Here is a 25,976-nt window from a genome sequence, read left to right as displayed (position 1 = left end):
CCGTGCCGCCGTTTTCTTGTCGACCAAGCCGCTATACCGCTGCGCGCGACCTAGAACTTCAGACGCATGCCCGCGGCCACCACGGCTTGCGTGTTGCTCGACGAAGCCGCGAGGTTATAGATCGACGCGTTGCCCAGCACGGCGATGCCGTTCGCGCCCGAGACGCGCTGATACGTGCCTTCAAGATACAGATCGGTGCGCTTCGACAGCGCGTAGTCGGCCTGCAGCATGAACTGGTTCCAGTGCGGCGACGCATTGCCTGCCGCGCGGCTCAGCGAACCGTCGGTGTAGGTGTACGAACCGCCCAGGCTGAATTGCGGCGTGAGCTGGTAGCGGCCGTTCACTTCGTAGTTGTTGAACGTGAGGTAGTCGGCGTCGAAGGTGTTGAGCGAGCCGCCCTGCGCGATTTCCGTCGGCGAAGCGATCATGGTGCGCGTGAACACCACGCCCACCTTGGCCGCGCCGATCGTGTAGCTGCCGCCTGCGCCGAGCGTGCGCGTACGCGCGCTGACAAACATCGGATCGTTGTCGGTGCTGCTGCCCGCGGAGAGTGCGCCGCCCGTGGTCGAGCCCGGGTTGTTGCCCTGGAAGTACGCGACCGCGAGGTTGATCGGGCCGCCGTTCCACGACGCGCCGAAGGTGTACGCGTTGTTCATCGAGAAGCCGCCGCCCTGATTGCTGAACGCGTAGGCGCCTTCGACCTGGAAGCCCGAGTAGATCGGGCTGCGGTACTTGACGGCGTTGTTCATGCGCACGTCGTTATTCAGGTTGTCGTTGTCGAACGGGTGATCGGCGATATTGCCGCCGAAACCCGAGCCCGTTGCCGACATCGGCGCGATCATGTCGACGAGCGCGTCATACTGGCGGCCCAGCGTGAGCGAGCCGTATTGATCGCTGGCGAGGCCGACCCAGGCTTGCCGGCCGAACAGATAGCCGCCGTTCGAACCCTTGCCGTTGACGACCGAGAAGCCGTTCTCGAGCTGGAAGATCGCCTTGAGGCCGCCACCGAGATCTTCGGAGCCGCGCAGACCCCAGCGGCTCGTGCTCAGGTTGCCCGACTGCACGGCCCAGGCCGTGCCGTGACCCGCCGACGACTTCTGGTTGCTGATGTAGTCGATCCCTGCGTCGACGGTACCGTACAGCGTGACGCTGCTTTGTGCGTGCGCCATCGACGACGCTGCCACGGTGGCGAGGGCGAGAGTATTCAACAACGCTTTTTTCATGTCGATTCCGTAGATGAAAAGAATTTCGCCGCGCGGACAGGAGAGCGTGTGATTAGTAGTCCGATGGGGATCTGTGGGCCCGTGCGGCGGGAACCGAGAATTTAAGGAAATGCAATTACAGGTCCGTGTCGAAAACGGCCTGAAAAATGAAACATGGTTTAAGTTGTTGATGCGGAAAATTTAGAATCGCGCACGGCAGGCGTGAACACCGCGCGGAACAGGGGAGGCGAGGTGCGCGGAGAAGCACACCGAAAGGTCTTGAAAGCGGATGCACAGGGCAGGCGAACCGCGCCACGTTGCAGAATGTGTGGCGCGGGAGCGACGCTAATTGATGCGCTGATTGACGCGCTAATCGACGAACGCGACGAACGGCTAATCGACGATCTTTTTAGCCACGAAGACACCGAGCACCAGAAACGCGATGCACAGCACGAGGAAAATGAAAAACAGAATCTTGGCGATCGCGGCCGCACCGGCGGCGACTCCCGTAAAACCAAACAAGGCCGCAACAACGGCCACAATAGCAAAGAACAATGCCATCTTGAGCATTCGTTTTCTCCTGACGAGCGTGGGCGAGCCGGACACCGCCTGATTGCTTCAGGCGCCCGGCCAAGGCCAGTTTGACCTTCCGGACAGAGAGCAAACGGTGTTCCCGGAGCGGTTTCGCCGGCGCTTCAACGCCCGGTGCGCTCGCGCATGGCCTGCGCCACGGCTTCGCGCACACATGCCGCGAGCAGATCGGACGCGTGCGTGTGCGCCGCGCGAGCAGGGCGCGCGATAACGAGCGGCTGCACGATGGTCGATTCGCGGATCGGGCGTTCGGCGATGAGCGTCGTCTGCGCCACGCCGGGGCTTTGCGTGATGAGCAGCGAAACGCCCAGCCCGCTCGCCACCATCGAGCGAACGAGTTCGATCGAGGTCGCGCGATAACGCACGTTGGGCGACAGCCCGCATTGCCAGAACGGCGCCATCAGGAAGTCGCGGCTTTGCGGCAGGTCGATCTGGATAAACGGCTCTTTCGCGAGATCGTGCAGCGATACGGCGCGCTTGCGCTTCGCGAGCGCGGAGTCGGCGGGCACCAGCGCATACGGCTTCAGTTCGGCGAGACACTCGCGTTCGATGTCGTCGGGCAGGCCCACGTCGTACATCAGCGCGAAGTCGATCTGCCGTTTGTGCAGCCAGGTGTCGAGCTGGGCGAGATCGCCCTCCACGAACCGGATCGACAGGCGCGGGAAACGCGCTTGTGCGATCTTGAGCACGCGCGGCAGATAGACCGGCGCAATCGTGCGGAACACGCCTACCTGTACGTGGCCGCCGTCTTCGTCGCCCGTGTCGTCGGTTTCGAATGCCGAGGCCGAGGCGAGCAGCGCACGCGCTTCCGTGAGTTTGCGCTCCCCGAACTGCGTGAGCGTCATGCCCGTGCCCGCGCCACGCGAAAATAGTGGCGCGCTGAAATGCGTTTCGAGTTCGCGGATGGCCACCGAGATCGACGGCTGCGAAACGTTCAGATGTTTGGCGGCGGCAGTCGTGCTGCCGGTTTCGGCGGCGGTGGCGAAGTAACGCAGCAGTCGCAGTGAAAGGCTCATTCGGCTAGCTCGGATCGGTGCGCGCGAGGCTATATAAAAAACGTATAGGCGTTAATTTATTCCAGTATTTTATCTTATGGCTGGCGCGGTGCAGAATCGGCTCACCGGTCGACTCGACCGGATGTTCAGGAGACTCCGCCGTGACTGATTCCGTGTTGCCGCTGCAAGGTATTCGTGTGATCGATTTTTCCCGCGTGTTGGCGGGGCCGCTGTGCTCCGCGCTGCTCGGCGATCTGGGCGCGGAGGTCATCAAGATCGAGCCGCCGGGCGGCGACGACTATCGCGCGATCGGCCCCTTCGCGGAAGGCGAAAGCGGCTTGTTCAGCGCGATGAACCGTAACAAGCAGAGCGTCGTGATCGACCTGAAGACCGACGCGGGGCGCGCGCTCGCGCAGTCGCTTTGCGCGCAGGCCGACGTGGTGGTCGAGAACTTTCGCCCCGGCGTGGCGACGCGGCTCGGCATTGGCTACGAGACGCTGGTGGCGCGCAATCCGGCGCTCGTCTATGCGAGCGTGTCGGGCTTCGGGCAGAGCGGGCCGGAGTCGCATCGACCCGCTTACGACATCATCCTGCAAGCGATGTGCGGGCTCATGGACGCGACCGGCGCGCCCGATGGCGAACCCACGGTCATCGGCGAATCGGTGTCCGATGTGGTGAGCGGCATCTTCGCGTCGTGGGGCGTGCTCGCCGCGCTGCTGGCTCGCGAGCGCACGGGCACAGGCACGCACGTCGATGTTGCCATGTTCGACGCCACGCTGAGCCTGACCGCCACGCTCGTCTCGCGCTATGCCACGACCGGTGCTTCGCAGCGGCGCGTGGGTAATCGCCATCCGTCCTCGGCGCCGTTCGGGGCATTCCGCGCGTGCGATGGCCACTTCGTCGTGGCCGTGCTGAATAACCGGCTGTTTGCGCGGCTGGCGCAGGCGATCGGCGCGCCGGAACTGCCCGGCGACCCGCGCTTCGAGAGCGACAGTTTGCGCTGCGAGCACGAAGCGGCGCTACGCGAGCGTATCGAAGCATGGTCGAGCGAATTGACCGTCGCACAGGTGAACGCGGCGTTGAGCGACGCCGGCATTCCTGTCGCGCCGATTCAAAGCGTGCGCGCGGCGCTCGAAAGCGAGCAGGCGCGCGAACGCGGCTTGTTGATCGACGCGCCTTCAGGCAACGGTAAGACCGTGCGTCTGCCGCGCCAGCCGGTGAAATTTTCCGCGTATCCGAACACGCGTTCGACGCGCGCGCCGCGCCTCGGCGAGCATACGTTGGCCGTGCTGTCGCAAAAGCTTGGACTCGACGACGAACAGATCGCCGCGTTGTGCGATGCCGGTGCAATCACCGCGCTACATCATCACGCGAACAAAGATTCGTATAACGAAATAAAAGAGGAGAATACGCATGCTTAAGCGACTGGGTGTGAGCGACGCCGATCTGGAGATCGCCGATGCAATCCGCCGTTACGCGCAAACCGAACTTGCGCCGCGCGCGGCACAGGTCGATCACGAGGAAATCGCCACGACGCGCTACGTGAGCGCGCTCGCCGAACTCGGCGTGATGGGCATGAATCTGCCGGAGCGATGGGGCGGCATTGGCGCGACGCCTGCCGCGATCATCCTCGCGCTTTCGGAAATCGCGGCCGCATGCGCAGCCACATCGTCGATGATCGGCGCGCATTATCTCGCCACCGACTCGCTGCTGATCGGCGCCGACGACGCATTGCGCGAGCGCTATTTGCCCGACGCGGCGGCGGGCGTCAAACTCGGCGCATTCGCGTTGACGGAACCCCAGGCTGGTTCGAATCCCGCGGGCATGAAAACCGTCGCGCTGCGCGAAGGCGACGGCTACCGGCTGCGCGGCACCAAGCATTTCATTTCAAACGCGGGCGCGGCGCACTTTATCGTGGTGTATGCGAAGACGTCGCCCGAGCAGGGCACGCGCGGCATCAGCGCATTCGTGGTGGATACGAACACGCCGGGCGTCACCATTTCAGGCGCGGAAAAGCTGATGGGCATACGCGGCGCACCGGCGCACGAAATCGCGCTCGATTGCTTTGTGCCTGAGGCGAATCGTCTGGGCGAAGAGGGCACGGGTTTTCGCACGGCGATGAAAGTGCTCGATAACAGCCGCCTCGACGTGGCGGCGACGAGTCTCGGCATTGCCGAAGCGGCGCTCTCCGACGCGGTGGAATGGGCGAAGCAACGCGAAGTGGGCGGCGAAGCGCTCGCGCGCAAGCAAGGCTTGCAGTGGGTATTCGCCGATATGAAGACGCGGCTCGAAGCCGCCTGGTTGCTCACCTTGCAGGCGGCCGCGCGGCGAGGCGCGGGCGAACCGTTCACGGATGCCGCGTCGATGGCGAAACTTTACGCCTCGGAAATGGTGGGATTCGTCACCGACGCCGCGTTGCAGATGCATGGAGGATACGGCTTTACGCGCGAGCTGCGGGTGGAGCGACTCGTGCGCGACGCGCGGATTCTGCGGATCTACGAAGGCTCATCGGAGATTCAACGCACGGTGATCGCGCGCGCCGTGCTCGCCTGAATGCTGCGGATGCCGGACGCACACAGGGTTTATCAAGTCTGGCACACACGGTTTTTGTTCATATAAATTCATCGAGCCGGTTTTTTAAGCCGTTTTATTCGCACTCTCATACCCCAGCAGTTCTGCCCACAAGGAGCGAAGCATGGTTCGCACCGCAACACGTACTGCAAAAGCCTCGTTGGTCGAGCGGCGCTCGATCGACTATATTCCCGACGCCGAACGCCACGGCAGCCTGCGCAGTCAGTTCACGCTGTGGTTCGGCGCGAATCTGCAGATCACCGCCGTGGTGGTCGGCGCGCTCGCGGTGGTATTGGGCGGCGACGTTTTCTGGTCGGTTATCGGTTTGCTCATCGGGCAATTGCTGGGCGGTGTCGTGATGGCGCTGCACGGCGCGCAGGGTCCGCAACTCGGTTTGCCGCAAATGATTTCGAGTCGCGTGCAATTCGGCGTGTACGGCGCGATTATTCCGCTCGTGCTCGTTTGCGTGATGTATGTGGGATTTTCGGCGGGCGGCACCGTGCTGGCCGGGCAGGCGATTGCTGAATTGCTCAACGTGGGCAATACCTCGGCCATCCTGATCTTCGCGGCTATCGTGATCCTGCTGGCGGGTCTCGGTTATCGCACCATACATGCGATGGGGCGTGTGGCGAGCGTGGTCGGCACGCTGGTGTTTCTGTATCTGTTCGCGAGTTTGTTGCACGGTCACGCGTGGGCGACGCTGGCGGCCAACCGGCATTTCACGCCCGCTTCGTTTCTGCTGGCGGTGTCGCTTTCGGCGTCGTGGCAAATCGCTTACGGTCCTTACGTGGCCGATTACTCGCGCTATCTACCGAAGTCGACGTCGCCGCTGAAAACCTTTTTCGCCGTGTTCAGCGGCACGGTGGTCGGCGCGCAGGTGGCGATGACCTTCGGCGTGTTCGCCGCCGCGCTGGCGGGTGACCGCTTCGCGGGCCACGAGGTGGCCTTCGTGGTCGGGCTCGGCGCAACGGGCGCGATCGCGGGCGTTCTCTATCTGACGATCGCGCTGGGCAAGCTCACGATCACCACGCTCAATGCCTACGGCAGCGTGATGTCGGTGGCGGCGATCATTACCGGCATCGGCCAGCGCCGCGAGATTTCGGGCTGCACGCGGATTGCATTCGTGATTCTCACGGTGAGCGTGTCAAGCGCGATCGCGCTCGCGGGGCAGCACGCGTTTTTGAAAGCGTTCTCGTCGTTTCTGTTGTTTCTGCTGATCTTCTTCACGCCGTGGAGCGCGATCAATCTCGTCGATTACTACTGCGTGACGCGCGAACGCTACGACGTCCCGGCGCTGTTCGACGCGAATGGCCGCTATGGACGCTGGAACGGCGTGGGCATCGCGGTGTACGTGCTGGGCGTGCTGGTGCAGTTGCCGTTTGTCGCCACGGGCTTTTATACGGGGCCCTGGGTCGATCGGCTGGGCGGCGTGGATATTTCGTGGATCGTCGGCATCGTGGCGCCGGGCGCGGTGTATTACTGCGCGACGCGGTTTGCCCGCTCGAACGTGCCCGAGCAGATGATCCTGCCGGAAGCGGCGGGCAGTATCGAAGCCCGATAAAAAACGGCCCAGACGCGCAGGAGGGGCGCACGCCGGGCCAAACAGCGGCGCCGTACAGGCACGGCGCCGTCCGAGGGTTGATGCTTTAAACGAGCGTCGTGCTCAGAGGTAGCAGGTGCCGTCCACGTAGGCTTTGCGCCAGCGCACGATGCTCACGCGCTCGAACAGATCCACTTTCCAGAACGGATCTTGGGCGATGAACTGTTCGGCCGCGTCGCGCGTTTCAACGTCGACAATATAAATGCCGCCGCCCGCGCTGCTGCCGTCGTCGTTGAGCTTGGCGCCACAGGCGAGCAGCAGCGCCTTGTTGGCTTCGAGAAACGCGAGATGCACCTCGCGCTCGCTGGCGCGTACATGCGCGTGACCGGGCTTGTCGAAGGTTTCGATCAGAAAGGGCATGGCAATCGCACTCCGCTTAATTGGGCGCAATGGCCGAAGGATGCTGCGCGAGCGGCGTGACGCTGATCTTCATGAACGGGAACAGCGGCAGCGCGGAAAGCATCGTGTGCAGTTCGTCGTTCGATTCCACGTCGAATACGCTGTAATTCGCATACTCGCCCACCACGCGCCACAGATGGCGCCATTTGCCTTCCTGCTGGAGCTTCTGCGAAAAGGCCTTTTCCTCGGCCTTCAGCGCGTCGGCGAAAGCCTTGTCGGTGTCGGCCGGGATCTGGACTTGCATATGAACGAGAAACAGCATCGTGAACTCCTGTTGATTCGAATGAGGCGAGCGAAGAAAAATGCCGGTTCGAGCGTTAGCCCCAGATGAGAATCGCCGCCGAATACACGATGCCGATCCAGATCATCATGATGACCGTGTAGCCCATGATGTCTTTGAGCTTGAGTTTCGACAGCGCGAGCGCCGGCAGAATCCAGAACGGCTGCACCAGATCGTTCCACGCGTTGCCGAGCATCACCGCCGTGGACGTATGGCCGACCGACGCGCCGAGGGTCTTGGCCGCCTCGATCATGAACGGGCCTTGAATGACCCAGTGGCCGCCGCCCGAGGGCGCGAAGAAGTTAATCACGAACGAACTGATCAAGCCCCAGAACGGCAGCGTGGCCGGCGTGGCGACTTTCACGAACGCTTCGGAAAACGTGTTGACGAGCCCCGACGACGCCATGATCGCCATAATGCCCGCATAAAACGGATATTGCAGAATGATGCCGCTGATCGTGCGAATGCCTTCGTTCAGTTTCTCCACATAGCGGATCGGCGTGCCGAGCAGCAGGATCCCGAGGAACAGAATGAAGAAGTTGATGAGATTCAGGTCGATGCTGCCGCCCTGCACGAAATGCAGCGCCACATAACCCATGCCGATCAGACCGATCACGTAGCTCAGCACGCGGCTGTTGTTCAGGCGGTTGGCGAGCGTTTTGCCGTCGTCCACGTCGATGGCGGGTGCGTCCGCCTTCGACTGCGCTTCGCGCGCGCGGTCGATTTCCTTCACGGGCTGGCCGGCCTTCGGATGCAGCCACGCATTGAGCAGCGGCAGCGTGATGATGGTCACGAGGCTCGTGATCAGCATCGTCGGCGAAAAGATTGTTTCGGACAACGGAATAACGCCCATTTGTGCTTCGAGCGGATGGCCCTTCGTCGAGATCAGTACGGGAATGCTGGCCGACAGCCCGAGGCCGTAGAGCGTGAAGCCGCTATAGGCGGAGGCGATGATGAGCGGATAATGCACGCCGTTCACGCGCATCGCGAGCTTGCGCGCGACGATGCCGCCCACCACGAGACCGAAGCCCCAGTTCAGATAACTGCCGATGCCGCCCACCAGCGTCGCGACGATGATCGCCATACGCGGCGAATTCACGTGCGAGACGAGACGATCGAGAAAGCGGTCCGTGAGCGGCGCGGTCGCGAGCACGTAACCCATTGCGAGAATCACGGCCATTTGCGTGGTGAACGCGAGCAGCGCCCAGAAGCCCTTGCCCCAGCTCGTGGTGAGCGCTGTGACGGCCTGGCCCTGGACGATCACGGCGAGCGCCATCGTGAGCAACGTCAGGCCGATGGCGAAGACAAAAGGATCGGGCAGATACCGGCGCATCAGCTCGGTGAAGAAGGCGGTGACTCTTTGCATGGCTGTGTCTCTTTCAATTCGTAGTAGTTCTTGGGTCTCTCTCGCGGTCCATGCCGCGAGCGTGTGGTTCAATCGTCGCGGCTGTTGGGCGTGTCGGCGTCCTTGTTCGAAGCGGTTTTGCGCTGACGCGCGAGTTGCATCAGTTGACGGTCGCGCCAGGCCACGCGCGCGTCCCATTGATCGAGCGGGAGCGCAGCGCGGCGCGCGGCTTCCACCTGAGCGACCAGCTCGGGCGTCCACGGATCGTGCTGGCCGCGCTCGGCGCCCATGCGTTCGTACGACGGCCCCATCTTTTGCGCGTGCGAAGCAATGCCGCCGCGCGTATTCAGATCGACCGTTTCGAACGGACCGATCACCGACCAGCGCGGCGCGAGTCCTTCGCGCATCACGGTGTCGATGTCGTCCACGGAAGCCACGCCGTCGCGCACGAGGCAATACGCTTCGCGCAGCACCGCGCCTTGCAGGCGGTTGAAGATGAAGCCGGCGACTTCCTGCTTCACGCGCACGGGCATGAGGCCCGCTTCGCCATAGAGCGCGATCGCGCGCGTGGTGGCCGCCGCCGACGTGAAGGGCGCGGGCACGATCTCGACCACCGGCACGAGATAAGGCGGATTGCCCGGATGCGCGACGAGGCAGCGCGCATGGCCCGGCAAGCTTTCGTCGACGAATTTCGACGCCGCGAGAAACGACGATGCGCTCGCGAGGATCGCCTGCGCCGGCGCGGCGCGATCGAGTTGTGCGAACAGGTCGCGCTTGAGTTCCGCGCGCTCGGGCGCGCATTCCTGCACGAGATCGGCGTCGGCGGCCGCGGCTTCGAGCGTATCGACGATCTCCACGCGCGCGGCGATTTGCGCGGCGCTTTCGTCGATCAGCGCGAAACGCGTGAGGTCGTCGAGACGCAGCGCGATTTCGGCGGGCGCGGCGGCGCGGCGTTGCGCGTCGGGATCGAACAGACGCACGCGCCAGCCCGCCCGCGCGAACACGACGGCGAAGGCCACGCCGATGCTGCCTGCGCCGACGATGCCCGCGCGGCGCGAATCTTGCGGGGAAGCGATGGTGTTCGACGAAGTCGGTGACATCGTCAGACTCCCGCGACGCCGACGGTCATCCCGCCGCACACGTACAGCACCTGGCCGGTCACGAAACCGCTGCGCGCGTCGAGCAGATACGAAACGGCGTGCGCGACGTCGTCGGGCGTGCCCACGCGCTTGACGGGCACGGCGTCGATGATCGCCTGCGTGCGCGGCGCGCCGGGCGGATTGGCGCGGTCGAAGAGTTCGGTGCGGATCGGGCCGGGACCGATGGCGTTCGCGGTCACGCCGAACGCGCCCAGTTCGAGCGCCCACACACGCGTCATGCCGATCAGCGCGGCCTTGGTCGCCGAGTACGCGGTGCGCAATTCCTTGCCGAGCGCCGCGCGCGACGACATGTTGACGATGCGCCCGAAGCCCGCCGCCTTCATGCCCGGCAGCAGCGCCTGCATGCACTGCTGCGCGCAGCGCACGTTGAGCGCCCACGCGCGTTCGAGTTCGTCGAGCGTCTGATGTTCGGCGTCGGCGGGCAGCACCACGCCCACGTTGTTGACGAGGCGCGTGATGGGGCCGCCTTGCAGCGCGCGTTCGAGCGCGGCGGCCGTCGCCTGCGTATCCGAAAGATCGGCGATGATGCCGTCGCCGATGCGATCGATCACGACCGCTTCGTAGCCGTCGGCTTCGCAGCGTGCGGCGCATGCCGCACCGATGCCGGCAGCGCCGCCGGTGATCAGAACTCGTTCTTTAGCCATGTCGGTCAATCGAAAATAGCAGGAATGCTAACTAAAAGGAATCGAATTGAAATTCGAATCACACCGTGGCGACCGGCGTGACGGGCGAGCCCATCGCGCCCGGCAGACGCAGCGGCGGCGCGGTGAGCATGAAGCGCGTGCGCCCATGCTCGCGCAGCCACAACGCGAGATCGCGCAAGTACCAAAGCTCGCCGAGCGGCAAGCCCAGCTTGAACAGGCAGTGATGATGCAGCGGCATCAGCGGATGCTCGCCCGGCGTGGCCGGTGCGCGCGCGGGATAACGCTCGACCGCGTAGTTGTCGGCGGCCAGCGCGGCGATGCCCGTGTCGGTGATCCATTGCAGCAGTTTTTCGTCGCGGCCATCGAGCGCGCTGCAATGGCTCGCAAGCACGGCCTCGTCGGGCTGACGATTCATTTCGAGCACCATTTCGGCGAAGCCCGTGCGCAGCACCAGCATGTCGCCGCGTTCGACTTCGACCTTGTCCGCTTCGATCACGCGCATCAGATCGTCATAGCCGACCGTGCGGAATTCGCGCCCGAAATGCGCGGCGAAATCGATCAGAACGCCGCGGCCCTGCATGCCTTTGACCGCGAGATTCTCGATGCCGAGCACATCCGCGTGGCTGTGTTCGCCGCCGCAGGCGTGCGGCGCGAAGTTGTTTTCCGCGCGATAGTCCATTGGCCCGACGATGTGCTCGTTCGCGCGATAGCCGTTGTAATAGACGCTTTCGGCCACGCCGTCGCCATTGGCGTCGAAGCGCGCGCCCACGTGGGCGAGTGCGTCCCATTGCGTCGAATATTGCAGCGAGAGCAGCACCTGGTCGTCGCTGACGACATCGGTCGCGCCCGCTTCGTTGCGCGCGAACGGGAAATTCACGTAGGGCAGGCCGTCGCGCATCGTGGGGCGCAGCACCGGCGGATGGCGGCGCACGTTGAGCTTGCTCTCGCCCGGAAAGTCGAGCGGCAGCGAGAGCGTGAAGCTCAGGCCCGCACGCACCTCGCGCGCGCCCTTGAGCACCTGTTCCGTGCCGATGAGGTTGGGGCGTCCCAATTGATCGTCGGGACCGAAGTCGCCCCAGTTCGAGCCGTCCGGCCGATTCTTCCAACGCATGCTGTCTTCCTCCATTCCCCGCCTTCGCGCGCGGCGCACGCGGCGCACGATATGGCGCGGCGGCGCGCTCAGATCGCGAGCAGCGACGGCGGGATTTGTGCGTACACCTCGAGCAGCGCCTGCACGGCATGCTGCTCGTTCTTCAAGAGCCGCGCCTTGGGCGCGCCGATGACGAGCGCGAACGCTTCGCCATGAATCAGGAAACCGCGCGCGAGGCCGGCCACGTCTTCCACGCTTTCGCCCGTCGAGCGATGCCAGCCGTCGATCACGCCCTGGTCGACTTCGCGCTCGAACACCGCGCGGTCGATCTCGCGGCCGTCGGTCGTGAGCAGCGGCGGCGAGCAACTGTCGAGCAGCTTGCGGCGCGCGGCGGGCGCGAGCGCGCCGAGCAGCGCCTTGCCCGCGGCGCTCGCGATCGACATGAAGCCGCCGGGCTCGTCGCTGTAGCGGATCTTCTGGCGCGACTCCATCACGTCGAGATAGACGACGCGATTGCCCGCGAGCGTGGCGAGCGCGGCGGTTTCGCCGGTCGCGTCGCGCAGCGCCGAGAGCAGCGGCTGGAACATCAGCGTCAACGGGTCCTCGCTGCAGATGTCGCGCGCGACGTGCAGCAGGCGTTGCGTGGGGTAATAGCCCGCCTTCACGCCCGGCGCGTAGAGGTAGCCCTTGGCCACCATCGTCTGCAACAGGGCATGACAGCTCGAAAGCGGGATCTCGGTTCGACGCGCAATTTCGCTGTAGATCATCGGTTGCCGGACTTCGGCAAAGAGGTTGATCACGTCGAAGACGCGGACTGCAGTTTTCACATCCATGAGAGCATTATCGACATATAGATAGTGGTCTGACAATACGCTTACGGGTAAACACCTAAAACGACCGGAGTGCCAGCTGGAAGCCGATGCGTGGGGCGACCGCAGGGCAGCGCGTGCCGATCCGGTCGCTCGCGGCGAACGCGTTGGAGTCGGCGTTCAACAGCAGGAACACGCGGCTGCGTGGCGCATGCCGTAGCGCCCTTCGGGCGGGGTCTCCTGGCTGTCCTGATCCGAGGAGCGAGCCAGTCGCGGCATCGTCACCGTCACGCGTTGCGTGGCCTCGCCGCATTCCGGACACGGCGGCGCACTGTCTCGCGTGGCCACGCTGCGCGTGCATTCAAAGACACCGCAACGCTCGCATCGATAGTCGTACAGGGGCATGTCACCTTCCTCGTTCAAATTTCAGGGCGTGGAGCGTGAGCGCTCGTCCTGCGCTCTATGCCTGATCGTATACTTACCGTATACTGAGCGCATAACATTGTCATTCGATATCGTGTCCAATCCGTCCACCTCCAGTTCAGAGAAGTTAGGCGAACTCGCCTATCAGACGCTGCGCCGCATGATTCTCGACAAGGCCCTGCGCAGCGGCGGCGCCGTCGTCGAAGGGCGGCTCGCGGAAGATCTCAAGATCTCGCGCACGCCCATGCGCGAGGCGCTTCTGCGTCTCGAAGGCGAAGGCCTGCTCGTGCGCGCAGGCGCGCGTTCCTATTCCGTGCGCTTCGTGAGCGTGCAGGAATACTTTCAGGCGATGAAAGTGCGCGAGATGCTCGAAGTCGAAGCCGTGGGTCTCGCGGTCGGCAAGATCGACAAGAAGCAGCTTCAGGCGCTCATCAAGAGAACGCGCGCCCTGAGCAGCGGCCAGCAGGAGCAGGCGCACTGGCAGGTCGACGACCAGATTCACACGCTCATGGCGCGCGCGGGCGGCAACGAAGTGCTGGCGCGCACCATCGACATCGTGCGCACGAACAGCCGCCTGTTCGAACTTGCTACGCCGTTCAACCGGATCGAAGAAGATCGCGCCGAACACGTCGCGATTCTCGAAGCCTGCCTCGCGGAGGATGCCGATCTCGCACGCAGCGCCATGCGCACGCATCTTCAGAATCTGCGCCGTTTCGTGCTCGAACGGCTTGCCGAAGGATCGGTCGGCTGAATCCGGTCGCCACGCCGCGCAGTCGCGTCACAAGAAGCGGCGCCTGCGCGCCGCTTCTTTCCCGATGGCTCAAACGCCCAGCAGATTCGTCAACGCCAGCGCCACCGTGCGCGTGGCCAGCCGCACATCCTCGACCTTGACGCGCTCATCCGCGCGATGGCCGTTCGCTTCCAGCAGCGTGCGCGGACCGGCGCCGTAGATCACCGTCGGCACGCCGGCTTCGCAATACAGCCGCGCATCGGTGTAGAGCGGCACGCCTTCCTCGGGGATGCGCGCGCCCAGCGTGACTTCCGCCGCCGCCTGCAACGCCGACGTGAGACGCTGCGCGCCGTCGATCGGACGCAGCGGCGACGTCACCAGCACTTCGCGAATCTCGACCGAGATGCCGGGCAGCGCCGCGGCCGTCTCGATCACGGCACGCAACTGCGCCAGCACGTCTTGCGCGGATTCTTCGGGCACCACGCGGCGGTCGAGCCGGAAGGTCACCTTGTCGGGCACGACGTTCGTGTTGATGCCGCCTTCGATCAGCCCGACCACGAGCGTCGGGTGCTCGATGCCGGTCGTGGCCGAGCGGATCTGGCGCAGGTCTTCGCGATGTGCGTACAGCGCGTTGAGCACGCGCACGGCGGCTTCGAGCGCGTCGTGCCCGGTGTCCGGACGGGCCGCATGCGCCGACTTGCCGCGCACGGTCACTTCGAGATGGATCGCGCCGTTGTGCGCCGTCGTGATCGCATAGGAAAACCCGGCGCAAATCGCGTAATCGGGCTTCACGATGCCTTCCTTGAGCAACCAGCCAGGACCGATCAGGCCGCCGCTTTCCTCGTCGTAGGTGAGGTGCAGTTCGACCGTGCCGGCGAGCGGCGCGCGCGCGTCGATCAGCGCCTTGAGCGCGAACGCATAGGTTGCGAAGTCGGACTTCGAGACGGCCGCGCCGCGCCCGTACATCCAGCCGTCGCGAATCTCCGCGCCATAAGGATCGGCGCTCCAGCCTTCGCCGGGCGGCACCACGTCGCCGTGCGCGTTGAGCGCGATCACCGGGCCCGCGCCGAAGCGATGCCGCACGACGAGATTCGTCGCGCTGATCATGCCCGCGCGCTCGACGACCGGCGTCGGCACGCGATGGCGTTCGACGTCGAAGCCGAGTGCGTCGAGCGCCTGCGCGGTGAGTTCGGCGTGCTCGGCGCAATAGCCGGGCGGATTGTCGGAAGGGCGGCGCACGAGGTCGGCGAGAAATGCGATCTCGTTGTCGAAGTTGTGATCGACGGCCTGGAACAATGCAGTTGTGAAGTGTGCGTCTGTCATTCGATTTGCCTTGAAAACAGGGGCGTTTGATGCAAACGCCCGAACATGCCGTTAATGGCGCAGGATCTTGCCGACGAACTCGCGCGTGCGCGTTTCTTGCGGCGCGTCGAAGATCTGCTGCGGCGTACCGGTTTCGACCACATGGCCGCCCGCCATGAACACGACCTTCGACGAAACTTCGCGCACGAAGCTCATTTCGTGCGAGACGATAAACATCGTGATGCCGTCCGAGGCCAGTTCGCGAATCGTGTCGAGCACTTCGTTCACGAGTTCGGGATCGAGCGCCGCGGTGACTTCGTCGAGAAACAAGACCTTGGGTTTGAGCGCGAGCGCGCGCGCAATGGCGACGCGCTGCTGCTGTCCGCCGGACAATTCGTCGGGATACGCTTTCAGGCGATGGCCGAGTCCCACGCGTTCGAGCAGCCGCTTCGCGTCGCGCTCGACTTCGGCGCGCGGCCAGCCCTTGATACGCGTGGGCGTGATGGTCACGTTGTCCATCACGCTCATGTTCTGGAACAGGTTGTACTGCTGGAACACGATGGCGATGTCCGAGCGCAGCGCACGCACGGCGGCCTTGCTGGCGTAATCGACTTCTTTGCCGTTCAGGCGCACCGCACCGGCTTCGGGCGGCAGGAGGCCCATCAGCACGCGCAGCAGCGTGCTTTTTCCGGAGCCGGACGGCCCGATCAGACTGACGATCTCGCCTTTGTCGACACGCAGGTTGATGCGCTCCAGCACCGTTTGCGTGCCATAGGATGCTTTGAGATCAACGATTTCGAGTTGCGGCAAAATTCTTCTCCAGGCGCTTACCAAGACGCGAGAGTGGATAGGACATGGCGAAATAGAGCACCAGTACCGTGCCGTACACCCACGTCGCGGAAAATCCCTTGTTGCTGAGCACTTTGCCCGCCGACGTCAGTTCCATGACGCCGATCTGCGAGGCCAGCGCGGTGTCCTTGATGAACATGACGAAGAACGCGAAGGTCGGCGGCAGGATTACGCGCCACGCTTGCGGCATGACGACGTGGCGCAGCGTCTGCATGAAACTGAAGTTCAGGGTTTGCGCGGCTTCCCATTGATTGCGGTGGACCGCGTCGAGACCGCTGCGCACGATTTCCCCGAGATACGCGCTTGCGATCAGGCACACGCTGCCAAGCGCCACCGTGAATGTCGAAAAATTCGCACCGAGCGATTGCGTCGCGAAGAACACCAGCATCAGCGTGACGAGAAAGGGCACGCGCCGGAACAGCATGCACCAGACGAATGCCAGCGCGCGCAACGGGGCGGCCGCGCGCGAACGCGTCGCGCGCACGACGGCAATCGCGAAGCCGCCCGCGAATCCCGCGAGGCAACCGATGGCGGAGAGCGCGAGCGTGGTGCCGAATCCCTCCAGTAGCAGCAGGAGGTTGTAATGCGAAAACAGCTGCGCGATTTCCTGAATGGTCGAATCTGCCATCACCACACCTTCACTCTGGCGCGGCACACGTATCGGCCGAAGATGGCGAGCGCGAGCGTGGCCAGCAGCGTGATGACGATATAAATCCCTGCCGTCACGGTGAATGCCTCAACGGAAAGATAGGTTTCCGAACTGATGTTGTACGTGCGCCCGGTGAGTTCTTCCACGCCGAACACCGACGCCATCGAGGTGCCGAGCGTCATCATGATGAACTGGTTCGACAAGGGGGGGAACATGACTTTGACCACATGAGGAAAGATCACGTGCTGAACGATTTGCAGCGAGGAAAAGCCCAGCACTTCGGCCGCCTCGATTTCCGTGCGATGCACGGAGGCAAACCCGGCACGCTGGATTTCGCAAAGATAGGCGCCCGCGTTGAACGTAGCGCCGATCAGCACCGCCGCGTACGGCGAGAGCGTGATGCCCGCTTGTGGCAGCGCGAAAAAGAGAAAGAATATCTGCACGAGTTGCGGCGTATTCGTCGCGAACGTCACGTACAGGCGCACGATGCGGCTCAGCCACGCCGGCCCGAAACGCTGAATCGACGCGCACGCGAGACCGATCAGCATGCCGAACGCGAAGGCCAGCACGGCGATCTGCAGACTGAGCCACGCGCCGCCGAGCAGATACGGCCATTGCTCGAGAACGGGCCCGAATTGAAGCGTCATGTCGTGGGCGCTCCCTGGAAGCGGAAATAAACAATCAAAGTGAAATGCTCGCAGGCTGCCTTGCAGCGCCCGCGAGCGTGTTGCTTACTGCGCGGCGGCGACGGTGGGCGGCGCGGCGGTCGGGTCGTACAGCATCGGGCTGCCGAACCAGGTTTTCCAGCTCGACGCGATGTAACCCGACTTCTGCATGGCCGCGATCTCCTTGTTCAGGCGTTCGGTCAGCGCCGTATTGCCTTTCTTCACGCCCACGCAGTCGTAATCGACTTCGATCGGCGTATCGACCACGCGCCACTTAACAGGATATTGCTTCGTATAACTGAGCATGAAATCAAGCACGTCGATCAGCGCGTCGGAACGGCCTTGCGCGATCGAACGCACGGCATCTGGGTAGTTGTCGAGCAGCAGCAGTTGCGCCTTCGGCAGCTTGTCCTGAATGAGCTTCACCGGGGTCGTGCCGCGCACCTGCACGAGCCGCACCGACGGGTCGTTCAGTTGCGTCCAGTCCTTGTACGGCTTGCCCGCCGTCGTCAGCACGCCGAGCACTTCGGTGTTCACCGGGTCGGTGAAATCGATCACCTTCATGCGGTCGGCGTTGCGCGTCATGCCGCCCATCACCGCGTCGATCTTGTCGGTCATCAGAAACGGCACGCGGTCGTTCGAGCCGACCGGCACGATTTCCAGCTTCACGCCAAGGCCGTCGGCGATCTTGCGCGCCACGCTGACGTCGAAGCCGTCGATGTTGTTCTTGGCGTCATAGGTGCCGAGCGGCGGCAGGTTCGGATTGATCCCGAAGACGATTTTTTTCGAGGCGAGAATTTCGTCGAGCGTGCGCGCGTGAGCGCCGGTAGAACCGAACAACGCGGCTGCCGCGACCGTCGCGGCGAGCATGCGTCCCAACATCGAAGGTTTCATCTGCTGACTCCGTGAGAAGCGTGAGGGTGGATCGAGGTGACGAACCGTCTGCGCGTGCGCCTTATTTTTGGCGATTTGTCGTATACGGTTCGTATACGATAGGATCAAAACATCGCCTAAATTCCTTGTCAAGCGAGGTGAAAAAGATGGCTTCGGACGATGGGATGCATGTGCACGGTCTGCGCGCCGCGCCGTGCGTCGAGCTGATTTACGACGGGCGGCCCGTGTCCGCGCGCGACGGCGAGAGCGTCGCGGCGGCGCTGTTCGCGGCGGGTATCCGGCGCCTGCGCACGAGTCCCCGGGCGCACGGCGCGCGCGGCATGTTTTGTCTGATGGGTTCGTGTCAGGAGTGTCTCGTGATGGTGGACGGCCGGCGCGCGTTGGCGTGTCAAACACCCGTGCGTGCGCAGATGCGCGTGGAAACCGTGGATCTGGACAAGGGCCCGGCGCGCCATGAATGAGTTCGACCTGATCGTGATCGGCGCCGGGCCGGCCGGCGTGCAAGCGGCGCTCGCCGCATCGTCGAGCGGCCTTGCTGTCGCTTTGTTCGATGAGAACGCACAGGCGGGCGGCCAGGTGTATCGCGCGCCGCATGGGGGCATCCCGGCGCACGGCGAGGCCGACCGCCAGGCCGGCGACGCGCTGCGGCACGCGTTGGCCGCGAGCCCCGTGTGTGTCTTCGCGGCGCATTCGGTCTGGGCCGTGACGGGCGACTATCGCGTCGATGCGGTCGGGCCGGACGGGCCGTTGCATTGCACCGCGCGGGCGCTGATCGTCGCAACGGGCACGACCGAGCGCGTCGTGCCGTTCGACGGCTGGACCACGCCGGGCGTCATCGGCCTCGCGGCGGCGACCATTCTCTTGAAGGCGCAGGGCGTGCTGCCAGGGCGCACGACGCTGGTGGCGGGTTGCGGTCCGTTGCTCGCGGCGGTTGCGGGCAAGACGATCGCGGGCGGCGGCGAAGTCGTGGCCATCGCCGATCTCGCGAGCAGCGCGGACTGGCTGCGCACGCTGCCCGCGCTCGTCACGCGTCCCGACTTGCTCGCGCAAGGTATTGCGTGGTGGCGCGCGATTCGCCGCGCGGGCACGCCGCGTTATGCGCGTCACACGCTCGAGCGCGTCGAACCCGTGGGCAAGCGCCTGCGCGCGACGCTCGCGCCTTGCGATGCGAGCGGGCGTCCGGTCGCCGGCGCGCGGCGCACCGTCGACGTGGACTGTGTCGCGGTGGGGCACGGCCTCGTGCCGTCGACGGAGATCACGCGGCTGCTGCGCGCGCGCCATCGATACGAACGCGCGGCGGGCGGCTGGATCGCCGATATCGACCGCGATGGCCGCACCTCGCGCGAACGCCTCTACGTCTGCGGCGACGGCGCGGGCATCGCGGGCGCGGCCGCCGCCGCCGCGCACGGCACGCTCGCCGGACTCGCATGCGCGCGCGATCTCGGCGCGAACCCGTCCGGCGTCTCCGATGCCGCGCTCGCGTCGGCGCGCGCCGCGCACGAACGCGACGCGCGTTTCGGTCGTGCGATGGCGCGTCTGATGGCGCTGCGCGAGGGACATGTGCAAGGCATCGGCCCGGACACGACCGTATGCCGATGCGAGGACGTCACGCGCGCGGACATCGAAGCCGCCTGCGAAGCCGGCGCGCAGGACGCCAATCAACTGAAGGCATGGACGCGCTGCGGCATGGGGCCGTGTCAGGGTCGCAGTTGCGGCGACGTCGCCGCTGAATTGCTGACGCATTGCGTGCCTGGAAAAACGCGCGAAGACGTGGGCGCATGGTCGGCGCGCACGCCGTTGCGTCCGGTCTCCGTCGCCGCGCTCACGGGCACCTACACCTACGACGACATTCCCATTCCGAAGGCGGCGCCGCTGTGAATACCGCAATCAATTCGAACGCAGCGACCGACGCGCAAGCAGCGCGCGACTTCGACGCCGTCGTGGTCGGCGGCGGCGTGATGGGCTGCACCACCGCGTTGTTTCTCGCGCGCGGTGGCATGCGCGTGGCGCTCGTCGAACGCGATGCGCTGTGCCGCGCGGCGTCCGGCGTGAACGCGGGCACGCTCACGCTGCATATGACGCGCGCCGCACTCGTGCCTTACGCCATGCGCGCATGGCCCATGTGGATGAACGCCGAAAGCTGGCTCGGCGCGGGCGTGGCCGCGACCGCGGCGCCAGGCCTCTCGCTGGCCTTCACGCCCGCCGAGCAGGAACTGTTGCGCGCGCGGGCCGCCGCGCGGCGCGAATACGGCGCGCAGATCGGCTTGCTCGATCCTGCCGCCGCGCTCGCTGTCGAGCCGGGCCTCAATCCCGCCATGCTCGAAGCCGCGCACTGCGAAATGGACGGTTTCGCGAGCGCGTATCTGACCGGCCGCGCCTATCGCGCGGCGTTGCGCGCGGCGAATGTCGAGATCGTCGAATACGCGGCGGTCAGCCGCATCGAGCGCGAGCGGGGCGCGTATCGCGTGCACGCCGAGCGCCGCGATGGCACGCCTGAGCGTCTCGACGGCGCGCGTCTCGTCCTCGCCGGCGGCGTGTGGCTCGAACCGATGCTCGCGATGCTGGACGTGCACGTGCCGGTGAAAACGCTCGTCAACCAGTTGATCGTCACCGAACGCCTGCCGCCCGTGATGCGGACCGTGTTGAGCATCGCCAACGGCCTGCTGTCGATGAAGCAGTTCGACAACGGCACGGTGCTGATCGGCGGCGGCTGGCAAGGCGTGGGCGACCGCGTGAACGGCCCCGTCGAAACCATTCCGCAGAATCTGCAAGGCAATCTTCGCCTCGCGCAGCACGTGATCCCCGCGCTCGCGAACGCACGCGTGGCGCGCATCTGGCTCGGCCTCGAATCGGAAACCGCCGACGCCATGCCGATGCTCGGGCCGATTCCGGGCCACGACGCCGCCTGGGTGATCGGCTGCGTGCATTCCGGCTACACGAGCGGTCCGTTCATGGGGAAGCTGCTCGCGCAGGCGATGCTCGGCAGCGAGCCCGATTTACCGCTTTTCGATCCCGCGCGGCTCGTCGTCGCGCCGGGTGCCCAGTCCACGCATTCCAGCGCTCACCGAGAACCGAAGCCATGATTCCCGCACGAGAATTTCCCTTTCATGGCGTCTACGCCGCTACGCTGTGCCCGCTCGACGCCGAGGGCCGCCACCTCGACGAAGCGGCGCTGCGCCGTCATCTCGCGCAGGTCGCGTCGGTCGATGGAATTGTCGGACTCCTGATCAATGGCCACGCCGGAGAAAACTTCGCGCTTTCGCGCGAGGAAAAGCGTCGTGTGGTGGAGATCGCACGCGAGGTGTGCGGCGCGCAGTCGATCATCGTCGCCGGTATCAATTCGGAGGACAGTTATCAGGCGCAGGCGCATGCCGACGACGCAAAAGCGGCGGACGCCGACGCGCTGCTGCTGTTTCCGCCGTATTCGTGGACGCTTTCCACCGATCTCGCGACGGTCGTCACGCACCATCGCATCACGAACGCGAACGCCCAGTTGCCGCTGATGCTCTATCAGGCCGGGGTGGGTACGGGGGCGATGGCGTACACGCCGGAGATGCTGGCGGCGCTGGTCGCGTTGCCGAACGTCGTCGCGATCAAGGAGGGCAGTTGGGAGACCGCGCGTTATGAGGCGAATCGGCGGCTGGTGCAGGCGCTCGCGCCGCACGTCGCGGTGATGGCGTCGGGCGACGAGCATCTGATGACCTGTTTCGCCGTGGGCACCGAGGGCTCGCTCGTGAGTCTCGCGGCCGTGGTGCCGGAGTTGATCGTCGAACTTTATCGCGCGATGCAGAGCAACGATCTCGTGACCGCTCGCAAGGTGCACGAGCGCGTGTATCCGCTCGCGAAAGCGATTTACGGCACCGCGCCGGGCTTTCTCGCGAATGCGCGCCTGAAGGCGTGTCTGCATCTGCTCGGCCACCTGCCGGGGGCGGCGATGCGGCCGCCCGTTGCGCCGCTCGACGCGCAGGAGATGCACGCGCTCGAAGCCGCGCTCGCGCACGCGCTGCACAAGGATTCAGCCCATTCAGCCGATCTCACCGATTCCGCAGTTTCCCACCGGAGCCATTCATGACCCAAGCGAAGCGAACCCTTATCCGCGGCGGCCGCATCGTCACCGCTGTCGACGATTATCACGGCGATATCCTGATCGAAGGCGAACGCATCGTGTGTATCGGCGCGCGGCTCGAAGCCGGGCCGGACACGCGCGTGATCGATGCGACGGGCCGGCTCGTGCTGCCTGGCGGCGTGGACGCGCACACGCATATGGAAAACACCTTCGGCCCCTCGGTCACCTGCGATACGTTCGACACGGGCACGCGCTCGGCGGCGTTCGGCGGCACGACCACCATTATCGATTTCGCGTTGCAGGAAACCGGTACGAGCCCGCTCGACGCGATCGCGCGCGCCCAGGCCAAGGCCGGGTCGGTCTCGCATATCGACTACGGTTTTCATGTGATCGTGACGCAAGTCGACGAATCGGTGCTCGGCGACATGCGCTATGCGATCCGTCACGAAGGCGTGTCGAGCTTCAAGATGTTCATGGCGTATCCGGGTACGGTCATGTCCGATGATGCCGCGATCTTTCGCGCGATGCGCATGGTCGGCCAGCACGGCGGCATGATCGCGCTGCACGCGGAAAACGGCACGGTCATCGACCTGCTGATTCGCGAGGCGCTCGAACAAGGCCACACGTCGCCGCGTTATCACGCGCTCACGCGCCCCGCGCTGATGGAAGGCGAGGCCACGCATCGCGGCATCAAGCTCGCGGAACTTGCGGAGGCGCCGGTGTATTTCGTGCATCTGTCCGCGAAGGAAGCGCTCAAGCACGTGATCGAGGCGCGCGATCTGGGGATTCCCGTGTTCGCGGAAACCTGCCCGCATTATCTTTTCTTCGACGATTCCGCCTACGCCGACGACAGCTTCGATGTTGCGCGTTACGTGATGAGCCCGCCGCTGCGCTCGATGGAGTCGCAGAACGCACTGTGGACCGCGCTCAAGACCGATGACCTGCAACTCATTTCGACCGACCATTGTCCATATTGCTTGAAGGAGGGCCATCTCGGGCGCGTGAATCAGAAGCCGCTCGGCGAGAACGACTTTTCGCGCATTCCCAATGGCGTGCCGGGCGTGGAGACGCGCATGACCGTGGTCTACGACGGCGGCGTGGGCACGGGCCGCATTTCGCTGAACCGCTTCGTGGAATTGACGTCGACTGCGCCGGCGAAGTTGTTCGGACTGTTTCCGCGCAAAGGGACGATTGCGGTGGGCAGCGACGCCGATATCGTGCTGTTCGACCCCGACGCCACGCAGACGATCAGCGCTGAAACGCAGCATGGCGCGTGTGATTTCACGCTATTCGAAGGGCGCAACGTGACGGGGCAGGTCAAGACCGTGCTGCTGCGTGGCGAATGCCTGATTGAAGATGGCGAGTGGGTGGGCCCGAGCGGCCAAGGCCAGTTTGTCGCGCGCGGAGAACTGGGCGTGCATTGGTAGGGCGTCGGGAGCCTGGCGTGCGTTTGCATCGTCGATAGCCGGTCTCGCGCCGTTCAACGCGCGGCCAATGCGGAGATCGGTTCGCGCACGATTCAAGCAAAAGAGGACACGCATTGCGGACGTCGCGTCATTTGGCGCGGCTCGCATTAAGGTCTGTGCGCTTCGGGAGCCGATATCCGGCGGAAACCGCGCCCCTGTGCCAATCCCCGCCTGTTGCCTTTCATTTCCATTGGATCGGACGCTTGAGCGCGCGAGCGGCGCGATGTGCCGTATTATGTCGCTGGGAAACGCTCTCAGCCTTTGCCGCTCACCGCCATGACAGAAACCGTGCAGCTACCGACCGGAAATTCCAGCGCGCCATTCGACGTGGAATGGGATGCGGGCGATCTGGGTTGCGGCGAACTGCTGCTCAAGCTCCGTGTGAGACTGAGGACCATGCCGGGCAAAATCATCAGACTGATCGCACGGGATCGCGGCGCGATCGAGGATATCCCTTCATACTGCCGGATTACCGGGCATCAACTGCTGCGTGCAGAACCAGAGAAAGGAATTTTTTTCATCAAAGCGAAGGGTTAATACTGGCTGTCATCGAAAAGCATTAGCCTTCGTTTATCCACAGTGCAAGAAAACCGGGAGAGTAACGTGTCTGGAAAATTCGTGGTCAGTCTGACTCGAGCCAAAGACGACACCGACAGGGCGACGGTTGCCTTTGTCGTGGCGAACGCGGCCGTTGCCAGCGAGAAAGACGTTGTCGTTTTTCTGAATATCGAAGGCACGCGTCTCTCGCAGTCCGGTTATGCGGACGATATTCACGAGTCCGGCTTTGCGCCGCTCAAGGAATTGATCACGAGCTTCGTCGAAGCCGGCGGCAAGATTTACGTCTGTTCGCCGTGCTTCAAGAAACGCTCGCTCGATGAAGACAAGCTGATTCCTGGCGCGAAGATCGTGGGTGGCGCCATGCTTGTCGAATTCATGAGTGAAGGTTGCCCCAGTCTCAGCTACTGAGGGCGCCCATGACATCTCTCCACACGCTCGCCGGCGTCGCCGGCGCCGGATCGTCACGCCTGTTCGCTTCACGGTCCGAAGCGCATTCAGAAGCGAAACGCCCCCGCTCACGCAGAACCTGGTGGCAGGTCTGCACATCGCTGGCGCTCCTTGCGTCGATTGCGCCACTCGCTGCGCGTGCGGCGGATTCCGCACCCGCCCAGCAGGCTTCGTTTCGCACGGAGAACCAGCTGGTCGTCAAGGTGCCGGCCGGTGCGAAGCAGGTCCGCATCTGGTTTCCCGTTCCTCAGCAGACGCCATGGAACGAGGTGAAGTCATTTAGCGTCGACTCGGCTTACCCCGTTGAGTATCACCGGGATTCGTGGGGCAATCGGGTTGGCTATATCGACGTCGAGCAGCCGAATGCGGCGACGATCGACATCACGGAGCATTTCGACCAGACGCTCACCGAGCGCAAGACGCGTCTCGATCCGTCGAAGACGCGTCCACTCACCGATGCGGAACGCACGGCGCTACAGCGTTATTTGTTGCCGACGAGTTATGTCATCGTCAACGACCAGATCAAGGGCCTCGCGAAACAGATTGTCGGCGACGAGCAGAATCCGATACTCGCTGCTCGCAAGCTCTACGACTGGACGCTCGATCACGTGACCTACTGGGTGGAGTATCCGGACCGTATGAAGCCCTCGGATTTCGGCAGCACGGACTTTTGCCTGCAGACGAAGAGCGGAAATTGCACGGACTTCCACTCGCTGTTTTCGTCGCTCGCGATGGCGGACGGCATTCCAACGCGGATGGTGTATGGCTCGCTGCTCAAGCCGACGCTCGACGGCGTGAAAGTCGATGCGAGCTATCACTGCTGGATCGAGTTTTACGCGCCGAATTACGGCTGGATTCCGCTCGACGTGTCGCTCGCGAATGTCTATGGCAAGGAATTTCCGCTCACGGACCAGAACCGAACGCTGGTCGAGCGGACCACTGCGACCGGCTATCACGGACTCGACAAAAGCAAGATCGACTACTACTTCGGCAATCTCGACGATCGCCGCTTTTCGTGGTCGACCGGTCGCGACCTGATGATGCAGCCGCCGCAACAGGACGGCCCGGTCAATTCGCTGGCGACGCTTTACGTCGAAGTGGACGGCAAGCGTTACACCGGCTGGACGCGCAAACTGACTTACACGCAGACGTCCGGCAAGAGCGAGTGACGCTGGCCGGTGCGCATGCGCACCGCGCGAGTACCTGTCGATAACGGTGGGACACGCTCGCCTGCGCCGAAG

The 25,976-nt window shown here is 64.3% G+C and carries 28 protein-coding genes; 12 read left to right on the top strand and 16 right to left on the bottom strand.

The genetic code is table 11. The annotated features are described in order from the left end of the window. Positions 1–50: 50 nt before the first annotated feature. The 3 genes from BMY06_RS08210 to BMY06_RS08200 all read right to left on the bottom strand — a co-directional run bounded on the left by BMY06_RS08210 (position 51) and on the right by BMY06_RS08200 (position 2,809). The gene (locus BMY06_RS08210; protein ID WP_065057965.1) at positions 51–1,223 is read right to left on the bottom strand and encodes a porin; all 1,173 of its coding nucleotides are present in this window, start codon (positions 1,221–1,223) and stop codon (positions 51–53) included. Between the two features lie 372 nt (positions 1,224–1,595). After that, positions 1,596–1,772 (bottom strand): DUF1328 domain-containing protein, encoded by a 177-nt coding sequence (locus tag BMY06_RS08205; protein ID WP_074982537.1) that lies wholly within the window; start codon positions 1,770–1,772, stop codon positions 1,596–1,598. A gap of 125 nt (positions 1,773–1,897) precedes the next feature. Next, complete coding sequence (locus BMY06_RS08200) at positions 1,898–2,809, bottom strand: LysR family transcriptional regulator (RefSeq protein WP_074982535.1); 912 nt, start codon at positions 2,807–2,809, stop codon at positions 1,898–1,900. Positions 2,810–2,949: 140 nt separating this feature from the next. Between BMY06_RS08200 and BMY06_RS08195 the strand changes: the two genes are divergently transcribed. The 3 genes from BMY06_RS08195 (at position 2,950) to BMY06_RS08185 (ending at position 6,920) form a co-directional block, all read left to right on the top strand. Beyond that, positions 2,950–4,209 carry a CaiB/BaiF CoA transferase family protein gene (locus tag BMY06_RS08195; protein WP_074982531.1) on the top strand — a complete coding sequence of 420 codons (1,260 nt, stop codon included), beginning with the start codon at positions 2,950–2,952 and terminating at the stop codon, positions 4,207–4,209. Then, on the top strand, positions 4,202–5,341 hold the full coding sequence (locus tag BMY06_RS08190) for an acyl-CoA dehydrogenase family protein (RefSeq protein WP_074982522.1): 1,140 nt from the start codon (positions 4,202–4,204) through the stop codon (positions 5,339–5,341). The genes BMY06_RS08195 and BMY06_RS08190 overlap by 8 nt, the downstream gene beginning before the upstream one ends. A 142-nt stretch (positions 5,342–5,483) precedes the next feature. Next, the gene (locus BMY06_RS08185) at positions 5,484–6,920 is read left to right on the top strand and encodes a purine-cytosine permease family protein (RefSeq protein WP_074982520.1); all 1,437 of its coding nucleotides are present in this window, start codon (positions 5,484–5,486) and stop codon (positions 6,918–6,920) included. A 102-nt stretch (positions 6,921–7,022) separates the two neighbouring features. On the opposite strand, the gene BMY06_RS08180 is transcribed toward BMY06_RS08185, so the two are convergent. The 8 genes from BMY06_RS08180 to BMY06_RS08145 all read right to left on the bottom strand — a co-directional run bounded on the left by BMY06_RS08180 (position 7,023) and on the right by BMY06_RS08145 (position 13,091). Beyond that, the gene (locus BMY06_RS08180; RefSeq protein ID WP_065057969.1) at positions 7,023–7,319 is read right to left on the bottom strand and encodes a YciI family protein; all 297 of its coding nucleotides are present in this window, start codon (positions 7,317–7,319) and stop codon (positions 7,023–7,025) included. A 16-nt stretch (positions 7,320–7,335) separates the two neighbouring features. Continuing rightward, positions 7,336–7,620 carry a muconolactone Delta-isomerase gene (catC, locus tag BMY06_RS08175; protein WP_065057970.1) on the bottom strand — a complete coding sequence of 95 codons (285 nt, stop codon included), beginning with the start codon at positions 7,618–7,620 and terminating at the stop codon, positions 7,336–7,338. A 55-nt stretch (positions 7,621–7,675) separates the two neighbouring features. Next, positions 7,676–9,004: a short-chain fatty acid transporter gene (locus BMY06_RS08170; RefSeq protein ID WP_074982519.1), complete on the bottom strand. Its 1,329-nt coding sequence runs from the start codon at positions 9,002–9,004 to the stop codon at positions 7,676–7,678. A 68-nt stretch (positions 9,005–9,072) separates the two neighbouring features. Next, positions 9,073–10,083 (bottom strand): 3-hydroxyacyl-CoA dehydrogenase, encoded by a 1,011-nt coding sequence (locus BMY06_RS08165; RefSeq protein ID WP_074982517.1) that lies wholly within the window; start codon positions 10,081–10,083, stop codon positions 9,073–9,075. Between the two features lie 2 nt (positions 10,084–10,085). Next, positions 10,086–10,787 carry an SDR family oxidoreductase gene (locus tag BMY06_RS08160; RefSeq protein WP_065057976.1) on the bottom strand — a complete coding sequence of 234 codons (702 nt, stop codon included), beginning with the start codon at positions 10,785–10,787 and terminating at the stop codon, positions 10,086–10,088. A 58-nt stretch (positions 10,788–10,845) separates the two neighbouring features. Next, the gene (locus BMY06_RS08155; RefSeq protein WP_074982704.1) at positions 10,846–11,898 is read right to left on the bottom strand and encodes a cyclase family protein; all 1,053 of its coding nucleotides are present in this window, start codon (positions 11,896–11,898) and stop codon (positions 10,846–10,848) included. 68 nt (positions 11,899–11,966) lie between these two features. After that, a complete protein-coding gene (locus BMY06_RS08150; RefSeq protein WP_065057973.1) occupies positions 11,967–12,710 on the bottom strand; it encodes an IclR family transcriptional regulator in 744 nt (247 codons plus the stop codon). A gap of 156 nt (positions 12,711–12,866) precedes the next feature. Beyond that, the gene (locus BMY06_RS08145) at positions 12,867–13,091 is read right to left on the bottom strand and encodes an FmdB family zinc ribbon protein (protein WP_074982515.1); all 225 of its coding nucleotides are present in this window, start codon (positions 13,089–13,091) and stop codon (positions 12,867–12,869) included. A 97-nt stretch (positions 13,092–13,188) separates the two neighbouring features. Between BMY06_RS08145 and BMY06_RS08140 the strand changes: the two genes are divergently transcribed. Next, complete coding sequence (locus BMY06_RS08140; RefSeq protein ID WP_074982513.1) at positions 13,189–13,860, top strand: GntR family transcriptional regulator; 672 nt, start codon at positions 13,189–13,191, stop codon at positions 13,858–13,860. A gap of 69 nt (positions 13,861–13,929) precedes the next feature. Here the strand turns inward: BMY06_RS08140 and BMY06_RS08135 are convergent, their stop codons facing one another. From BMY06_RS08135 to BMY06_RS08115, 5 genes are all read right to left on the bottom strand, one after another. Further along, entirely contained in the window at positions 13,930–15,162 is a 1,233-nt protein-coding gene (locus BMY06_RS08135) for an ArgE/DapE family deacylase (RefSeq protein ID WP_074982511.1), read from the bottom strand. Positions 15,163–15,213: 51 nt separating this feature from the next. Next, a complete protein-coding gene (locus BMY06_RS08130) occupies positions 15,214–15,951 on the bottom strand; it encodes an amino acid ABC transporter ATP-binding protein (RefSeq protein ID WP_074982509.1) in 738 nt (245 codons plus the stop codon). Then, entirely contained in the window at positions 15,929–16,618 is a 690-nt protein-coding gene (locus BMY06_RS08125) for an amino acid ABC transporter permease (protein ID WP_074982506.1), read from the bottom strand. The genes BMY06_RS08130 and BMY06_RS08125 overlap by 23 nt, the downstream gene beginning before the upstream one ends. Further along, positions 16,618–17,286 carry an amino acid ABC transporter permease gene (locus BMY06_RS08120; protein ID WP_065065466.1) on the bottom strand — a complete coding sequence of 223 codons (669 nt, stop codon included), beginning with the start codon at positions 17,284–17,286 and terminating at the stop codon, positions 16,618–16,620. Before BMY06_RS08120 ends, BMY06_RS08125 begins: the two co-directional genes overlap by 1 nt. 84 nt (positions 17,287–17,370) lie before the next feature. Continuing rightward, positions 17,371–18,198, bottom strand: a complete 828-nt coding sequence (locus BMY06_RS08115) for a transporter substrate-binding domain-containing protein (protein ID WP_065065465.1) — start codon at positions 18,196–18,198, stop codon at positions 17,371–17,373. A gap of 146 nt (positions 18,199–18,344) precedes the next feature. Between BMY06_RS08115 and BMY06_RS08110 the strand changes: the two genes are divergently transcribed. From BMY06_RS08110 to BMY06_RS08075, 8 genes are all read left to right on the top strand, one after another. Then, complete coding sequence (locus BMY06_RS08110) at positions 18,345–18,659, top strand: (2Fe-2S)-binding protein (RefSeq protein ID WP_231957782.1); 315 nt, start codon at positions 18,345–18,347, stop codon at positions 18,657–18,659. Next, entirely contained in the window at positions 18,652–20,076 is a 1,425-nt protein-coding gene (locus BMY06_RS08105; RefSeq protein WP_074982505.1) for an NAD(P)/FAD-dependent oxidoreductase, read from the top strand. Before BMY06_RS08110 ends, BMY06_RS08105 begins: the two co-directional genes overlap by 8 nt. Next, a complete protein-coding gene (locus BMY06_RS08100) occupies positions 20,073–21,281 on the top strand; it encodes an NAD(P)/FAD-dependent oxidoreductase (protein ID WP_231957781.1) in 1,209 nt (402 codons plus the stop codon). The genes BMY06_RS08105 and BMY06_RS08100 overlap by 4 nt, the downstream gene beginning before the upstream one ends. Beyond that, positions 21,278–22,270: a dihydrodipicolinate synthase family protein gene (locus tag BMY06_RS08095; RefSeq protein WP_074982504.1), complete on the top strand. Its 993-nt coding sequence runs from the start codon at positions 21,278–21,280 to the stop codon at positions 22,268–22,270. The genes BMY06_RS08100 and BMY06_RS08095 overlap by 4 nt, the downstream gene beginning before the upstream one ends. After that, entirely contained in the window at positions 22,267–23,691 is a 1,425-nt protein-coding gene (hydA, locus tag BMY06_RS08090; protein WP_074982503.1) for a dihydropyrimidinase, read from the top strand. The genes BMY06_RS08095 and hydA overlap by 4 nt, the downstream gene beginning before the upstream one ends. Positions 23,692–23,991: 300 nt before the next feature. After that, positions 23,992–24,267, top strand: a complete 276-nt coding sequence (locus BMY06_RS08085; RefSeq protein WP_231957780.1) for a sulfurtransferase TusA family protein — start codon at positions 23,992–23,994, stop codon at positions 24,265–24,267. Positions 24,268–24,333: 66 nt separating this feature from the next. Continuing rightward, positions 24,334–24,696: a DsrE family protein gene (locus BMY06_RS08080; protein WP_065065460.1), complete on the top strand. Its 363-nt coding sequence runs from the start codon at positions 24,334–24,336 to the stop codon at positions 24,694–24,696. Positions 24,697–25,004: 308 nt separating this feature from the next. Next, a complete protein-coding gene (locus BMY06_RS08075) occupies positions 25,005–25,904 on the top strand; it encodes a transglutaminase-like domain-containing protein (RefSeq protein ID WP_161495535.1) in 900 nt (299 codons plus the stop codon). The last annotated feature ends 72 nt before the right edge of the window (positions 25,905–25,976 follow it).

Source organism: Paraburkholderia tropica (assembly GCF_900109265.1).
Taxonomy (GTDB): domain Bacteria; phylum Pseudomonadota; class Gammaproteobacteria; order Burkholderiales; family Burkholderiaceae; genus Paraburkholderia; species Paraburkholderia tropica.
Note: the sequence above shows the minus strand (reverse complement) of the source record. Positions and strands in the feature narration are given on the sequence as shown.

Excerpts from the sequence above, each read along its gene's own strand:
- BMY06_RS08145 (WP_074982515.1), bottom strand. The coding sequence starts at position 13,091 with ATGCCCCTGTACGACTATCGATGCGAGCGTTGCGGTGTCTTTGAATGC.
- BMY06_RS08190 (WP_074982522.1), top strand. The coding sequence starts at position 4,202 with ATGCTTAAGCGACTGGGTGTGAGCGACGCCGATCTGGAGATCGCCGAT.
- BMY06_RS08165 (WP_074982517.1), bottom strand. The coding sequence starts at position 10,083 with ATGTCACCGACTTCGTCGAACACCATCGCTTCCCCGCAAGATTCGCGC.
- catC (WP_065057970.1), bottom strand. The coding sequence starts at position 7,620 with ATGCTGTTTCTCGTTCATATGCAAGTCCAGATCCCGGCCGACACCGAC.
- BMY06_RS08160 (WP_065057976.1), bottom strand. The coding sequence starts at position 10,787 with ATGGCTAAAGAACGAGTTCTGATCACCGGCGGCGCTGCCGGCATCGGT.
- BMY06_RS08155 (WP_074982704.1), bottom strand. The coding sequence starts at position 11,898 with ATGCGTTGGAAGAATCGGCCGGACGGCTCGAACTGGGGCGACTTCGGT.
- BMY06_RS08180 (WP_065057969.1), bottom strand. The coding sequence starts at position 7,319 with ATGCCCTTTCTGATCGAAACCTTCGACAAGCCCGGTCACGCGCATGTA.
- BMY06_RS08150 (WP_065057973.1), bottom strand. The coding sequence starts at position 12,710 with ATGGATGTGAAAACTGCAGTCCGCGTCTTCGACGTGATCAACCTCTTT.
- BMY06_RS08210 (WP_065057965.1), bottom strand. The coding sequence starts at position 1,223 with ATGAAAAAAGCGTTGTTGAATACTCTCGCCCTCGCCACCGTGGCAGCG.
- BMY06_RS08125 (WP_074982506.1), bottom strand. The coding sequence starts at position 16,618 with ATGGCAGATTCGACCATTCAGGAAATCGCGCAGCTGTTTTCGCATTAC.
- BMY06_RS08170 (WP_074982519.1), bottom strand. The coding sequence starts at position 9,004 with ATGCAAAGAGTCACCGCCTTCTTCACCGAGCTGATGCGCCGGTATCTG.
- BMY06_RS08135 (WP_074982511.1), bottom strand. The coding sequence starts at position 15,162 with ATGACAGACGCACACTTCACAACTGCATTGTTCCAGGCCGTCGATCAC.
- BMY06_RS08200 (WP_074982535.1), bottom strand. The coding sequence starts at position 2,809 with ATGAGCCTTTCACTGCGACTGCTGCGTTACTTCGCCACCGCCGCCGAA.
- BMY06_RS08110 (WP_231957782.1), top strand. The coding sequence starts at position 18,345 with ATGGCTTCGGACGATGGGATGCATGTGCACGGTCTGCGCGCCGCGCCG.
- hydA (WP_074982503.1), top strand. The coding sequence starts at position 22,267 with ATGACCCAAGCGAAGCGAACCCTTATCCGCGGCGGCCGCATCGTCACC.
- BMY06_RS08115 (WP_065065465.1), bottom strand. The coding sequence starts at position 18,198 with ATGAAACCTTCGATGTTGGGACGCATGCTCGCCGCGACGGTCGCGGCA.
- BMY06_RS08120 (WP_065065466.1), bottom strand. The coding sequence starts at position 17,286 with ATGACGCTTCAATTCGGGCCCGTTCTCGAGCAATGGCCGTATCTGCTC.
- BMY06_RS08095 (WP_074982504.1), top strand. The coding sequence starts at position 21,278 with ATGATTCCCGCACGAGAATTTCCCTTTCATGGCGTCTACGCCGCTACG.
- BMY06_RS08105 (WP_074982505.1), top strand. The coding sequence starts at position 18,652 with ATGAATGAGTTCGACCTGATCGTGATCGGCGCCGGGCCGGCCGGCGTG.
- BMY06_RS08185 (WP_074982520.1), top strand. The coding sequence starts at position 5,484 with ATGGTTCGCACCGCAACACGTACTGCAAAAGCCTCGTTGGTCGAGCGG.
- BMY06_RS08205 (WP_074982537.1), bottom strand. The coding sequence starts at position 1,772 with ATGCTCAAGATGGCATTGTTCTTTGCTATTGTGGCCGTTGTTGCGGCC.